Origin of the sequence: Virgibacillus necropolis, assembly GCF_002224365.1 — a bacterium.
GTDB classification, from domain to species: Bacteria; Bacillota; Bacilli; order Bacillales; family Amphibacillaceae; genus Virgibacillus_F; species Virgibacillus_F necropolis.
In genome coordinates this window covers 3,857,843-3,871,916 of record NZ_CP022437.1, presented here as the reverse complement: position 1 = coordinate 3,871,916, position 14,074 = coordinate 3,857,843, and the positions used below count along the sequence as shown (strand labels likewise).

General features: G+C 40.1%; 11 protein-coding genes and 1 pseudogene. All 12 read left to right on the top strand.

The window, feature by feature from the left end; genetic code table 11:
• Positions 1–162 precede the first annotated feature (162 nt).
• Positions 163–2,118 (top strand): annotated as a pseudogene (locus CFK40_RS18310) ((Fe-S)-binding protein).
• A 295-nt stretch (positions 2,119–2,413) separates the two neighbouring features.
• The gene (locus CFK40_RS18305; protein WP_089534448.1) at positions 2,414–3,586 is read left to right on the top strand and encodes an acyl-CoA dehydrogenase family protein; all 1,173 of its coding nucleotides are present in this window, start codon (positions 2,414–2,416) and stop codon (positions 3,584–3,586) included.
• Positions 3,587–3,602: 16 nt separating this feature from the next.
• Positions 3,603–5,231 carry a long-chain-fatty-acid--CoA ligase gene (locus CFK40_RS18300; RefSeq protein ID WP_227001825.1) on the top strand — a complete coding sequence of 543 codons (1,629 nt, stop codon included), beginning with the start codon at positions 3,603–3,605 and terminating at the stop codon, positions 5,229–5,231.
• 113 nt (positions 5,232–5,344) lie between these two features.
• On the top strand, positions 5,345–6,211 hold the full coding sequence (locus CFK40_RS18295) for a 3-hydroxyacyl-CoA dehydrogenase family protein (protein ID WP_089533828.1): 867 nt from the start codon (positions 5,345–5,347) through the stop codon (positions 6,209–6,211).
• A gap of 77 nt (positions 6,212–6,288) precedes the next feature.
• Positions 6,289–7,551, top strand: coding sequence for an MFS transporter (locus CFK40_RS18290; RefSeq protein ID WP_089533827.1), 1,263 nt, complete (start codon positions 6,289–6,291; stop codon positions 7,549–7,551).
• A gap of 141 nt (positions 7,552–7,692) precedes the next feature.
• Positions 7,693–8,451, top strand: coding sequence for a 2,4-dienoyl-CoA reductase (fadH, locus tag CFK40_RS18285; protein ID WP_089533826.1), 759 nt, complete (start codon positions 7,693–7,695; stop codon positions 8,449–8,451).
• A gap of 79 nt (positions 8,452–8,530) precedes the next feature.
• Positions 8,531–9,277, top strand: coding sequence for an enoyl-CoA hydratase/isomerase family protein (locus tag CFK40_RS18280; RefSeq protein WP_264371376.1), 747 nt, complete (start codon positions 8,531–8,533; stop codon positions 9,275–9,277).
• A 37-nt stretch (positions 9,278–9,314) separates the two neighbouring features.
• The gene (locus CFK40_RS18275) at positions 9,315–10,502 is read left to right on the top strand and encodes an iron-containing alcohol dehydrogenase (RefSeq protein ID WP_089533824.1); all 1,188 of its coding nucleotides are present in this window, start codon (positions 9,315–9,317) and stop codon (positions 10,500–10,502) included.
• A gap of 48 nt (positions 10,503–10,550) precedes the next feature.
• Positions 10,551–10,964, top strand: coding sequence for an acyl-CoA thioesterase (locus CFK40_RS18270; RefSeq protein WP_089533823.1), 414 nt, complete (start codon positions 10,551–10,553; stop codon positions 10,962–10,964).
• 50 nt (positions 10,965–11,014) lie between these two features.
• Entirely contained in the window at positions 11,015–12,691 is a 1,677-nt protein-coding gene (locus CFK40_RS18265) for an alkyl sulfatase dimerization domain-containing protein (RefSeq protein WP_089533822.1), read from the top strand.
• A gap of 37 nt (positions 12,692–12,728) precedes the next feature.
• Positions 12,729–12,956 carry a recombinase family protein gene (locus tag CFK40_RS18260; RefSeq protein WP_227001824.1) on the top strand — a complete coding sequence of 76 codons (228 nt, stop codon included), beginning with the start codon at positions 12,729–12,731 and terminating at the stop codon, positions 12,954–12,956.
• Positions 12,957–13,152: 196 nt separating this feature from the next.
• Positions 13,153–14,040: a LysR family transcriptional regulator gene (locus CFK40_RS18255; RefSeq protein ID WP_089533820.1), complete on the top strand. Its 888-nt coding sequence runs from the start codon at positions 13,153–13,155 to the stop codon at positions 14,038–14,040.
• Positions 14,041–14,074: the final 34 nt, after the last annotated feature.

Sequence of the window (14,074 nt, the reverse complement as noted above, 5' to 3'; positions counted from 1 at the left end):
GAGGTCTTAAGCCAATGTTGTCAGGTTAATCTTAACCTCCTTCCGCTCCATTAGTAACGTTTGAGAGGTTGGACAGTCAAGTTAGAATTTCTTAATTTTATTCTCTTTTTATCAATAACAGCCTATGCATTGTATGTGTTTGCCAGTGTCGTCTATGATCGTATTATGTTTATTAAACTCGGAAAAAAATCCAATTTGCGAAAAGATACGGGACGTCGTATTAACGAAGTACTTGTCAACGTATTCGGACAAAAAAAGCTGCTCAAAGATACTAAGAGCGGTATTATGCATGTCGTTATGTTCTACGGGTTTATCATCCTGCAATTAGGTGCTGTTGAGCTGATTGTGAAAGGATTGATAAGAGGGTACGAACTTCCATTAGGGTCAGCACATAAGTATTTTAGCTTATTTCAAGAGATTACAGCCTTCCTTATATTACTTGCGGTTGGCTTTGCCTACTATAGGCGCTATATAGAAAAATTGAAGCGATTAAAGCGGGGATTAAAATCTGGACTTGTTATTATTTTTTTATCTTTACTGATGATGTCCGTTTTTATGTCACTATCGTTTGAACAGCTTTGGTTGGGTTACGAAAGAAGCTTATATGCCCCGTTTTCGTCGGCGATTGCCTCTTTATTTATGGGGACGAGTCAAGCGGCTGCGGGCGTTCTTTTTTATATTTTCTGGTAGGTACATCTACTCACTTTACTTACATTTTTAGTTTATGTTCCGCAATCAAAACATGCTCATTTGTTGTTTGCGCCAGCCAATGTGTTTTTAAGAGATACAAAGCCGGTTGGGCAATTGACTTCGATCGACTTTGAAGATGAAACACAAGAGCATTATGGAGTAGGGGAAATTAAAGATTTCAGACAAAACCAATTAATTGATTTATATGCTTGTGTGGAGTGTGGGCGCTGTACGAACATGTGTCCAGCATCAGGAACTGGAAAGACATTGTCGCCGATGGATCTAATTGTAAAAATGCGTGATCATCTGACGGAAAAAGGGGCGGTTATTACTTCTCGTACCCCATGGATTCCTGCTTTTGCTTTCCAGCCGTCCAATGTCGAAGTTGCAGCGACTGCAGAAACATACGATACAAATTTAATCGGGGATGTTATTACAGAAGAAGAGCTTTGGGCATGTACGACGTGTCGAAACTGTGAAGATCAATGTCCTGTGGCAAACGAACATGTGGTAAAAATTATTGATATGAGGCGCTATCTTGTATTAACAGAAGGAAATATGCCGCATGAGGCTACCCGGTACTTCCAAAATATTGAGCGCCAAAGTAATCCGTGGGGAATTAACCGTAAAGAGCGTATCAAGTGGCGGAATGAACGAGAGGACATCGAGGTTCCTACGGTCAAAGAAGTGGAAGACTTCGATTATCTGTTATGGGTTGGTTCGATGGGATCGTTTGACAAGCGAAGCCAAAAGGTCGCTCAATCGTTTGCAAAAATTATGAATGCTGCTCGAGTTAAGTTTGCGATCCTCGGAAATGATGAGAAAAACTCTGGAGATACGGCCCGTCGTATGGGGAATGAATTCTTGTTCCAACAGCTTTGTCAAGAAAATATCGCGAATTTTCAGAAGTGCGGTGTAAAGAGGATTGTGACGATTGATCCACATGCTTATAATACGTTTAAGCATGAGTATACCGAATTTGGCTTGGAAGCCGAGGTCTATCATCATACTGAATTAATCCTTCAGTTAATCCAAGAAGGGCGTATCAAGCCGATAAAGGAAGTCAATGAGCAGATTGCTTACCATGACTCTTGTTACATTGGTCGTTATAATGACATTTATGATATTCCACGTGAAATCATGAAATCCATTCCTGGTGTATAGGTGCTAGAGATGGAACGTAGTAAGGAAGATTCCATGTGCTGTGGAGCCGGAGGTGGAATGATGTGGCTAGAAGAAACACAAGGAAAGCGGGTTAATGTTGAGCGAACTGAACAGGCACTTCAATTAAATCCAACGTCGATTGGTAGTAACTGCCCGTATTGCTTGACGATGCTAGGTGATGGAACAAAAGCGAAAGAAGTGGAAGAACAAGTTAAAACATTGGATATTGCTGAAATTTTAGAACAATCATTGGAATGTTCATAATAGCAGATTGATACGATAAACCTGGGATCATTGAGATTCAAGGTTATTTTTGTCACAGTTAGGAAAACTTACGAGTCAAAAATAACTCACAAAATCATAAATGTTTCAAAAGAATCAATATTTACTGTGTTTTAAGTTGATTTTGACTCGCAGGAAGATGCGATAGTTAAACAAGAGTTTATTTGCAGTGGTTTTAAACGTTGGCATTATTCTTGCAAGTATAAAAGGTGAGGAGAACGGGGAAGGCTGTTTTTTCTCGAATAGAGAAGATAAATACAAGGAGGAGTACATCATGATCGATTTTAGTTTAACCGAAGAACAGAAGGAGTTTCAAAAACTGGCACATGAGTTTGCGAAGAACGAAATTCGACCGGTTGCTCATATTTATGATGAGACGGAAGAATTTCCATCGGAGATTTTTCGAAAAGCCGCAAAACTGGGACTGACTTCTTTCAAGTTTCCCGAAGAATATGGCGGCTTAGGAATCAATGATCCGGTCACCTCCATGGTGATTGCTGAAGAAATATACTGGGGATGTGCCGGAATTGCTGTAACAATATTAGGTGGTACAAACCTAGCGGGGACATCAATTTTAGTAGCAGGAACAGAAGAACAGAAAAAAAAATATATTCCGATGTTTACCGACCCAGATAATCCGAAACTCGGTGCTATGGGACTAACGGAGCCGGGTTCCGGATCTGATGTAGCATCTATGTCAACAACAGCTGTACGAGATGGAAATGAGTATGTGTTGAACGGCACTAAGCAATTTATTACCAATGGAGGCATTGCCGATATCCATGTCATTTTTGCACAAACGGATAAGTCGAAAGGCTGGGATGGAATTGGTGCGTTTGTTGTAGAGAAAGGAACTCCCGGGTTGCAGATGGGCAAAAAGGAACAAAAACTTGGCGTAAGAGCATCCCATACAGCTCAGGTCATCTTAGAAGATTGCCGGATTCCTCTGGAGAACCGTCTAGGTGGAGAAGAAGGTTCTCCTTCGTATATTACAGGTTTAGGTGCGTTGAAAATGTTGGAATCAACCAGACCGGGCGTAGGGGCAGCTGCCTTAGGAATTGCACGGGCTGCTTATGAATATGCACTGGAATATGCCAGGGAGAGAAAACAGTTTGGCAAACCAATTATTAAACAGCAAGCGGTATCCTTTAAGTTAGCCGACATGGCTACTGAAATTGATGCAGCTCGTTTACTTATATGGCGTGCCGCCTGGATGACGAGGAACGAATTGCCCTATCGCCGGGGAGAAGGAAGTATGGCTAAACTATATGCAGGTGATATAGGCATGAAAACAACAACGGAAGCGATTCAAATTTTGGGCGGTTACGGTTATATAAAGGACTATCCAGTCGAGAAATGGTTCCGCGATGCGAAAATCTATCAAATTTGGGAAGGTACGGCGGAAATCCAGAGGCTGGTCATTTCACGTTTACTAGAGAAAAATGGTTAATAAAGGAGGGGATAATTTGAACAGACCTTGGCTTGAATTTTATCCGGAAAATGTTCCCTATGATATTGAAATTCCGTCCTTGTCCATATTTAATCTTTTGGAACGCACAGCTGAAGATTATCCAACCAATAAAGCTGTGATCGATCGAGACAAAGAGCTGACCTATGCCGAGTTGAAACATATGACCGAACGTTTAGCTGCAGCTCTCCATTGCCGGGGGTTTCGGAAGGGAGATCTACTCGCTTTAATGCTGCCTAATAGTATGGAATATGTTATTACCTATTATGCGGTCCATCGTTTAGGCGGTATAGTTGTCCAAGTAAACCCGATGTATCAGGCATACGAATTAGAGTATATTCTTAGAGACTCTGAAGCTGCATGGTTTGTCGGCTTTGAAGAACAAAAGGGAAAATTAGAACAGATCGATTTTGCCAATAATCTTAAGATTATTGCAGCTGATAGCGGAAAAGAACAAAAGGATAGTCTGTATAGTTGGATTGCCGAAGAAAATAACGAACTTCCACCACTTAATATTTGTCCTAAGGAAGACATTGCAGTACTTCAATATACTGGCGGGACAACGGGAAAATCTAAAGGGGTGATGCTTACTCATTCCAACTTAGTGAGCAATGTTTATCAATCGTTTACATCTTGGGGGGGGGTTATTCAAAGACCAGGTGAACGAATGCTTGGTGCTCCTCCGTTATTTCACGTATATGGGATGACAAATATGAATTCGGCTGTTTTTGTGGCAGCTTCATATATTGCTGTGGCAAAGTTTGAGGTAAATCAAGTTTTAAAGGTGATTCGGAAGCATCGGCCTACCATGTTTCCGGGTGTTCCAACGATGTATATTGCTTTATTACAACATCCGGATTTGACAGCGGCCGATATTGAATGTTTTAAGTTCTGCAATAGTGGATCAGCACCTATGCCAGCAGAATTGATGCATGAATTTGAACGAAAAACGGGGGCTCCGATTCTTGAAGCCTATGGCTTATCAGAAACTTCCCCTGCCACTCATCGTAATCCGGTAACAGGTTTGAGAAAGCCCGGGAGTATCGGAATACCGGTACCCAACACCGATTCAAAGATTGTTGATATGGAAACGGGTACAAAAGAATTGCCTGTAGGTGAAGAAGGGGAGTTAGTTATAAAAGGTCCGCAAGTGATGAAGGGGTACTGGAAAAATCCAGATGAAACGGCGTCAGTGCTACGGGATGGATGGTTTTATACTGGAGATATTGCTAGGATGGATGAAAACGGATATTTCTATATTGTAGGTCGGAAGAAAGATCTCATCATTGCCGGAGGTTACAACATATATCCGGTGGAAGTAGAGGAGGTACTTTATCAACATCCAGCGGTAGTAGAGGTATGCGTATACGGTGCTCCAGATTCGTATCTGGGGGAGACTGTAAAAGCAGTAATTGTACCAAGAAAGGGAATAAATGTTACAGAAGAAGAAATTATTATTTGGTGTACAGAACGATTAGCGAAATATAAAATTCCCCGCATGATTGAATTTAGGGATTACTTACCGAAATCGACGGTCGGGAAAATTCTCCGGCGAAAATTGGTAGAAGAAGAACGAGTGAAACTACAATCTGAAAGTGATCAAGGAAGAAAAGTAAATCTTCCATAATTTGTAGTATCTCGAAGCGAGATATGGATGGTTAACGGGAATGAGGATAATTGAAGCATTGTTGTGTAGATAGCAGTTGGAGAATGATGCTTTTAAATGGAGGTCTCTTAGAAATGAAAAATGATAAGATTAAAAACATAGCGGTAATTGGTTCAGGAACAATGGGATCACAAATTGCGATGGTGTGTGCTCTAGAAGGGTATCAAGTTACCTTGCAGGATATTAGTGAGGAGAGTTTGGCGAAAGCAAAGCAGTCTCTTGAAGGTCATATGCAACGTCGGGTCGAAAAGGGAAAGTTCTCTGAGGACCAAGTTAGTAAAGCGTTTGAATGTATGCGCTTTACTTCTTCCCTGGAAGAAGCGGTAAAAGATACCGATATTGTCATAGAAGCGATTGTCGAAAAGTTAGATGTCAAGCGTGCATTGTTTGCGGAGGTAGATCGATTAGCACCCGCTCATACAATTTTAGCCACAAACAGTTCTAGGATTGTCAGCTCCAAGATTGCGGATGCAACAAAACGCTCGGAAAAGATTTGTAACATGCATTTTTTCAACCCGGTATTAGTGATGGAATTAGTAGAAGTAGTGCAAGGTCCGCATACTTCAGAAGAAACTATTCAGGTAACAATTGAATTGACAAAGCGAATCAATAAGATCCCTATTCTCTTGAAGAAAGAGATTAATGGTTTTGTCGCAAACCGATTGCTCGGAAAATTGATGGACGAAGCGGTTTACTTGTTAGAAAACGAAATTGCTAACGTCGAAGAGATTGATTTAGCTTGCACGAAAGCATTGAATCACCCAATCGGTCCCTTTGCACTTATGGATTTAGTTGGAATTGACGTCGCTTACTACGCAAGGATGCAGAATTTTCAAGAGACGGGAGATGAATCGATGAAACCATCCAAAATATTTGTTGACAAAGTTGAAAAAGGGGAGCTCGGCCGTAAAACCGGAAAAGGTTTCTATACTTATTCATAACTGTCTGGAATCGTTGAAGGACAAGCTAAATTTTACTACATTCCGATACCGTAAAGGCTTTATAAAGGGGGATTTCTATGCGTTGGGGTATACTTGCTTTTTTGTTCGTAGCCATTTTTATAAACTTTGTTGATAAGTCACTCATTGGGTATGCGGCTGTTCCGATCATGGAAGAGTTTAACCTTTCATATGTCCAATGGGGACTAGTTGGCAGCAGTTTTTTCTGGGTTTTTTCAATTTCAGGTGTCATTGGGGCTGGATTGTCTGACCGAATTGGATCAAAGAAAATGTTGAGTATTCTCTTAATGAGTTGGACGGTTTTACAATTTGGTGCGTATGCTATTGTCGGTTTTCCGATGCTAATTCTTTATCGGGTTTTGTTGGGGATAAGTGAGGGACCATTTACTCCTACAGGTTATGCACATTTAAGGAAATGGTTTCCCCCGCAATCACGCGGTAAGGCATTTTCTATATTTAATTCCGGAGCAACATTAGGTGCTTTAGTAGCGGCACCAATCATTGTTTTTATGATTGAAAACACAGGATGGCGTACAACATTTGCTTCTCTAGGTCTTTTAAGCTTTATCTGGGTAATCCCTTGGATGTTGATAGCTAAAGAAAAACCAAAAGACAGTATGAGCTGGAGTGAACCTACAACGACTTCCGGTAAATTGAAGTGGTCAGAAATCTCTCCGATTATACTGTCTCCTACATGTATTTTTGTTTTACTTTCATGTTTCGCAAGTTTCTGGTTTACAACTTGGTCTGCCGTTTGGTTACCTACTTATCTTATCCAGGTTATTCATCTAACTACAATGCAGATGGGATATGCTGCTGCGGCAATTGGAGTTGCTGGAGCCATTATATCGATTTTGGTTTCGTCTGTTTCAGATCGGTTATTTGAAAAAAATCAGAACTACAGAAAATCCCGTGTATTCATCGGTGCTACAACCATGGTTATGGGGGCACTATTGTTATATGCTTCAATGAGCGTTAACTCAGCTGTCTTAGTAGTCATTTTCTTATGTTTGGCAAAAGGATGTATCACTTCTGTACTTGCAATTACACCACAGATTCTCATTCATTTGCTTCCCGAACGAAGTGGGTTTATGTCAAGCCTTGGTACGTCATTTATGAATTTTTCAGGTATGATTTCGCCGATTGTAAGCGGTTATTTTCTGAAAATAGCCGGCGATAATATAACTCTTGGGTTTAACTATGCGTTATTCTTCAATATCGGTTTATTGGTGATTGTTGCCGTATTATTTAGTATTTTTGCTAGACCTGATAAACCGAAGAAAATTGGGTGGAATTCAGCGGATAATGTTTCAGTAAGCTAATTCGTCTAGGGTAATTAAAACTTGATGATCGGTTATACAGCCTTCATAGGATTGCCGCTTTATCGAATAGTCAATCAACTTCCGCAAGATCTGAGGAGGTTGAATTTGAAGGTCTAAACGTACTTTAAGGAGGGTATTTTTTTGAAAGAAAAGGTTGTTATCGTTACGGGCGGGAGCAGCGGAATGGGAAAAGCAATGGCAATGAAGTTTGCAAAAGAAGGAGCGTTTGTCGTTATTACCGGGCGGAACTTAGAACGCCTTGAAGAAGCAAAAAAAGAAATGGAGCAGTTTGACGGACAAATTCTTTGTTATCAAATGGATGTACGTGATCCGGACAAAGTACAGAGTATGGTTCATACAACGAAAGATACGTTTGGAAAAATTGATTTTCTTGTCAATAATGCAGCTGGAAACTTTTTATGTCCTGCTGAAGAGCTTTCTTTTAATGGCTGGAATGCGGTCGTCAATATTGTTCTAAATGGTACTTGGTATTGTTCACAAACGGTAGGGAAAGAGTGGATCACGAATAACCAAAAAGGCAGTATTCTAAACATCGTTGCAACATATGCTTGGACTTCTGGAGCTGGAGTCATTCATTCGGCTTGTGCTAAAGCAGGTGTATTAGCGATGACGCGCACACTTGCTGTTGAATGGGGATCGAAATACGGGATTAGAGCAAATGCAATAGCTCCTGGTCCAATTGCAAACACTGGTGGTGTCGATCGTTTGATTCCAACTGAAGAAGCGCATCAACAAAAAATAAACAGCATACCTGCGAAACGACTTGGTCAACCGGAAGAGGTGGCTAATTTGGCTTATTTCCTCCTATCTCCACAATCGGATTATATTAATGGAGAATGTATAACAATTGATGGGGGACAATGGCTTAATCGAAAATAGTTGTTCAAGCCTAGATACGAGAAGGGAGAGAACCAACATAGAGGAACTTTTAGCGAGTACACAATACGGGGTTCGAACATTGACATTAAATCGTCCCGAACGTTTAAATGCAATCAATGATACGTTAAGTTCACAATTGCAGCCAGCTTTGAAAGATGCGTCATCTGATGATGAAGTTCGTGTGATTGTAATAACTGGTAAAGGGCGCGGTTTTTGTGCAGGCCTTGATCTAAAGGATCGTTCTGCTAGACTTTCGGAACGGAAAACTCGTCATAAGCAATTAGATGAATTAGGATGGGTTGGCCGTCAAGCATTAAGTTTAATCGAATGTGACAAACCAGTAATTGCTGCGATAAATGGAGTAGCTGCAGGGGCGGGATTAGCATTGGCACTTGCATGTGATTTACGCTTTATGTCTGAAAGTGCGAAAGTAACAACAGGGTATATCCGTCGTGGATTAAGCCCTGATGCAGGCATGTGTTACTTTTTACCACGATTGGTTGGCAAAACGAAAGCGGCAGAACTGATCTTTACCGGCCGTGAAATATTGCCGAATGAAGCTGAACAAATCGGACTTGTAAACAAGGTATTCTCCAATGAAGAGTTCGATGAACGTGTCATAAAGTTTGCTAAAGAACTTGCAGAAGGCCCACCAATTGCATTAACTCTTTCAAAACGGCTTCTTAAAGCAAGTGAGGAAGCTGATCTGACAACATTGTTAAAGCAAGAACTTTCATCAATTAAAACCTGTTTTGAAACGAAAGATGTAAAGGAAGGGATACAAGCATTTGTAGAAAAAAGAAAACCTCTTTTCAAAGGTGAATAAATGATGCATCAGGATGGTGTAAGGGAGGGGGAAATGTATGAGTATATCTTATTTTCGCACTGCAGATACGTTAATCACTGGAAAAGGTTCTATTAATCAAATTGGAATGGAAGCGAGAAAGTTAAAGGGAAGTAAAGTTCTTATCATAACCGATAAAGACATCCGGGAAATGGGTTTAATCTGGAAGGTAGTGGATTCTCTGGAAGCTATGGGTCTAAACGTTCATATCATTGACGATGTTGTACCGGAACCACCTTTTGAAATTCTGGAAGAGATAGCCGCATTAATTAAAGAAAAGGGATACGATACTTTTGTTGGTGTCGGCGGCGGTAGTACTCTTGATATAACGAAGGTACTCTCAGTAATGATGACAAACGAAGACGATGTTCGTGAGATGGTCGGAATTGAAAAAGTAGAAAATCCTGGTGTACCTGTTATTCTAGTCCCTACGACTGCTGGTACGGGTTCAGAAGTAACCCCTATTGCTATCTTTACAGATACAAGCGACATGGTGAAAAAGGGGATTGTTAGCCCATTTCTGCTCCCCTCTGTCGCGATTATTGATGCAGAGTTGACTTTAACTGTCCCTCCATCAGTCACGGCAGCAACAGGTATGGACGCATTAGTGCATGCAGTGGAATCTTATACAGCAATCGGGGCTAATAATCTCACTGACAGTATTGCACTTCAGGCAATTGGACTAATCTCTCGTTCCCTACGTCAAGCAGTATATAACGGTAAAGATGTACAGGCGAGAGAAGACATGGCAATGGGGAGTTTACTTGCAGGGATATCATTAGGGAATGCGGGAGTAGGTGCAGTTCACGCTTTAGCTTATCCACTCGGTGGTAAATTTAAAGTACCCCATGGTGTAGCTAATTCTCTATTGCTACCTTTTGTAATCAAATACAATATCGTGGGTAATTTGGAAAAATTTTCAGACGTAGCGAAAGCTATAGGAGAACAAGTAGAAGGCCTTTCCTTGCGCGATGCTGCCGATCGTTGTGTTACAGCAATGGAGACGCTGTCCAAGGACATAGGTATTCCAGCAAGTCTTAAAGATATAGGAGTTACGCCAACTGATATTCCAGCTCTTGCCGAGGAAGCTAGTAAAATAGACAGGTTATTAAATAACAATCCTCGCTGGTTAACTGTGAAAGAAATCGAGAGGATTTACACTGAAGCATACGGGGAAGAAGAGGCCTTTTCTGAAACAATTGTTTAGATTTTCTAGTAACGAAAGTGAAATAACTAAAGGAAGAGGGAGTGAACATTGTTTAGAACAACAATTCACCCACGGGTATCTGAAACTGATGCTTTAGGTCATATTAACAATACAACGGTTCCGGTTTGGTTTGAATCAGGTCGGCATGAAATTTTTAAAATGTTCATGCCAAATCTATCATTTGATAATTGGAAGCTGGTCGTTGTAAATTTAAACATTGATTATGTCAGCCAAATTTATTTTGGGAAAGAAGTAGAAATATTGACTTGGATTAAGAAAATAGGAAATAGAAGTTTTGTAGTTTATGAGGAGTTGCATCAAAATAATAACTTATGTGCAAAAGGAACTGCGACTTACGTAAATTTAAATCTTCATACACAAGAATCAGAGCCAATCCCCGAGCTAATTCATGGACAGCTTGAGGCCCATATGTTATATGAAAATGTGAAAGAGGAAGAATAAATTTCTTTACCAAAAAATCTTTACCATAAAGAGGAAAGAAGGGTGAAGCTATGACGAGATCAGATCTTCAACAAACGGGCGACGTAAAAAGAATATTTAATGAACAGCCCTCTCCATCGGAGTACTTATTAAATCATGCGAAGCGATTTAATAAAAGAATCGAAAAAGTAACTGATGGAGTGTATTCCGCCATCGGTTATGCGATGGGGAATTGTATCTTGATTGCTACAGAAGAGGGGAATGTTATTGTTGATACGACTGAGAGCCTACAAGCTGCCAAGGAAATAAGAGAGGAGTTTGATAAGATTTCCCCTCTACCAACCATTGCTGTGATTTACACTCATGGTCATACCGATCATGTCATGGGGACTTCAGCTTTTTTAAATGAAGAAACAGAGGTTTACGCGAACCAAAAGACAAAAGAGTTCTTCGATATGCAATTTAGTCAGTTACAAGACATACTTGGTCTTCGTGGAAGAAGACAGTTTGGCACACGTCTTCCTGAAGGATACGTTCCTTGTGCCGGTCTAGGACCCACCCTTAGTATCGACAGGGGTAAACCTATCTTAGTAGCCCCTACGAAAACATTCGAAGATTCAATGGAATTAAAAATTGGTGGAAGCAGATTTAATCTTTTTCATGCACCTGGTGAGACGGAAGATCAAATTTTTATTTGGTTACCTGATAAAAAAGTATTAATAAGTGCCGATAACTATTATCCGTCATTTCCGAATCTATATGCTATCCGAGGTACGGCGCCACGACCTGTGCATCAATGGATTCAATCGCTGGATAAGATGCGCGACCTCAATGCCGAATATATGGTACCGTGCCATTCGGAACCAATCCGTGGATCAGAAAGAATTGACGAATTATTAACGATGTATCGAGATGTGATCCAGTATGTTCACGATGCTGTTGTGAGAGGGGCAAACCAGGGAAAAACTCCTGATGAACTAGTAGAAGAAATTAAACTTCCGCCGCATTTTGATGACTACCCTGAGATCTTACAATTATATGGGCAAGTGTCATGGTCGATTAGAGCGATTTATGAAGGATACTTAGGTTGGTTTGATGGAAATGCTACCAATTTGGGCTCACTTTCTCCAAAAGTTCGTGGACAAAAAATTATTGACTTATCGGGTGGAAGTGACCGGTTACTTGAAAAGGGGAAGAAGGCGATAGAAACGGGAGAGTACCAGTGGGCAGCTGAAATTTCAGATATGTTATTGGCGGTTTCACCGGAAAATATTAGCGCTTTGGAATTAAAAGTGGAAGCGTTATACAAGTTAGGGGAGTCGTCTCATAGCTCAACGGGCAGATCGTATTACTTTACCCAGGCATTAGAATTAGCGGGTGAACTTCCTATTAGACCAATTCCACTCAAAGTGAAGCTTGCAAATGCATTGGCAATGCCGTTGGAAACGTTCTTCAAAAACATGTCTGTTCGCCTAGATCCTCTTGCCAGTGTTGACAAATGGATTGCAGTCGGTTTTCAAATCACAGATGCGGAAGAATCGTATATGGTCATCGTCCGTCGAGGAATTGCGGAAGTTCGTAGAGGTTATTCTCAGGATCCTGATCTAGTTGTACATTTGCAGGTTGATTTGTGGAAAAAGATTTCCCTAGGGACAGTTGATCCGGTAGAAGCAATTGATGAAGGGAATTTGAAAATTGATGGTGATTTGGAATTGTTCAAGGAATTTAATTCACTGTTCAATGCATGATTTGAGGAGGAAGTATAGAGAGCGACTTTTATTCTGGTTGGTAGACGAGGAAAGGGAGCGCATTAGAACAGCTCAAAAAGAAGGAATTGCAATTGCAAAGCAACAAGGGAAGTTCCGAGGTGGTAAGAAGAAATATCATGCCGAAGCTACAGGAAAAGATAAAGTGATCTATGACAGAGTGGTACAATTATTACATCAACATAAAAGTGTTATGGATGTTCACCGGGAAGTAGGTATTTCTATTTATGCTATAAAAGTTCATTAATCTACCACAATGATTTTGCAGATTTTATCAATAAAATGTAATTTTAGACAAGTTAGGGAGCGGACTAAATAATGCCACCGTTAATGGTGGTTTTTTCTTTAAGAATGTAATTGATTTTTTTTAGTAATCATCGCTAATCGCGTTTTGTTGGCGGTACCCCTGTTTATAAAAACGAAAAATTTACTGAGGTGGTTACATGAACATTGAAAGCTTAAAGATGTTTTGTTTAGTGGTGGAAGAGGGTACGATTAGTCAAGCAGCACGGAAGAGTTATGTTTCTCAACCCGCAGTTACAAGACAAATCCACCTTCTAGAAGATAAATATGGAACCTTGCTCTTTGAGAGAACGGAGGGTATTTTAAAAACAACCGAAGCAGGAAAAGTCCTTTATCCTTTTGCGAAAACTATCCTAGAAAGTATCGAACACTCCTTGGAATATGTTCAAGCATCAATGGGAGATTACCATATTAATTTAAGAATTGGTGGCACATTGACGATTGGCGAATATTTATTACCTAAACTATTGGGACAGTTTAAAAAAGAGTTTCCTGAAGTTAAGTTAATATTAGAAATTGGGAATACGCCAACTATTTTAGAGAAATTAATGAAAAATGAAATTGATTTAGCGTTAATTGAAGGGGTTGTGAAAAGTGATAAGTTGCATGTTGAAAAATTTACAGGCGATGAGTTAATTTTAGTGTGTTCTGCTGATCATCCTTGGAAAAATGAAAATGAAGTAAGTATAGGGGCATTAGCTAATGAACATCTGATTTGGAGAGAACCAACTTCTGGAACAAGGATGATTATCGAACGTGCTCTTGAGTCGTCTGGAATGCTTAACAAAATAGAAAGCTATATGGAATTAGGAAGTACACAAGCGATTAAAAATGCTGTTGAAGCTGGGCTTGGGATCAGCATATTATCCAAAATGACTGTTGTTAGAGAACTGGAGTATGGCACATTAAAGAAAGTAGAAATCACTGGAATTAATTTAAAAAGAGACCTTTGGTTAGTAAGAAAACCATACCGCTTTCGTAGAATTGGTGTAGACAAGCTGGTAAAGTTTATTAGAGATAACGTCTAATCAATCGTATACATTTTTGTTATACCCTATATAT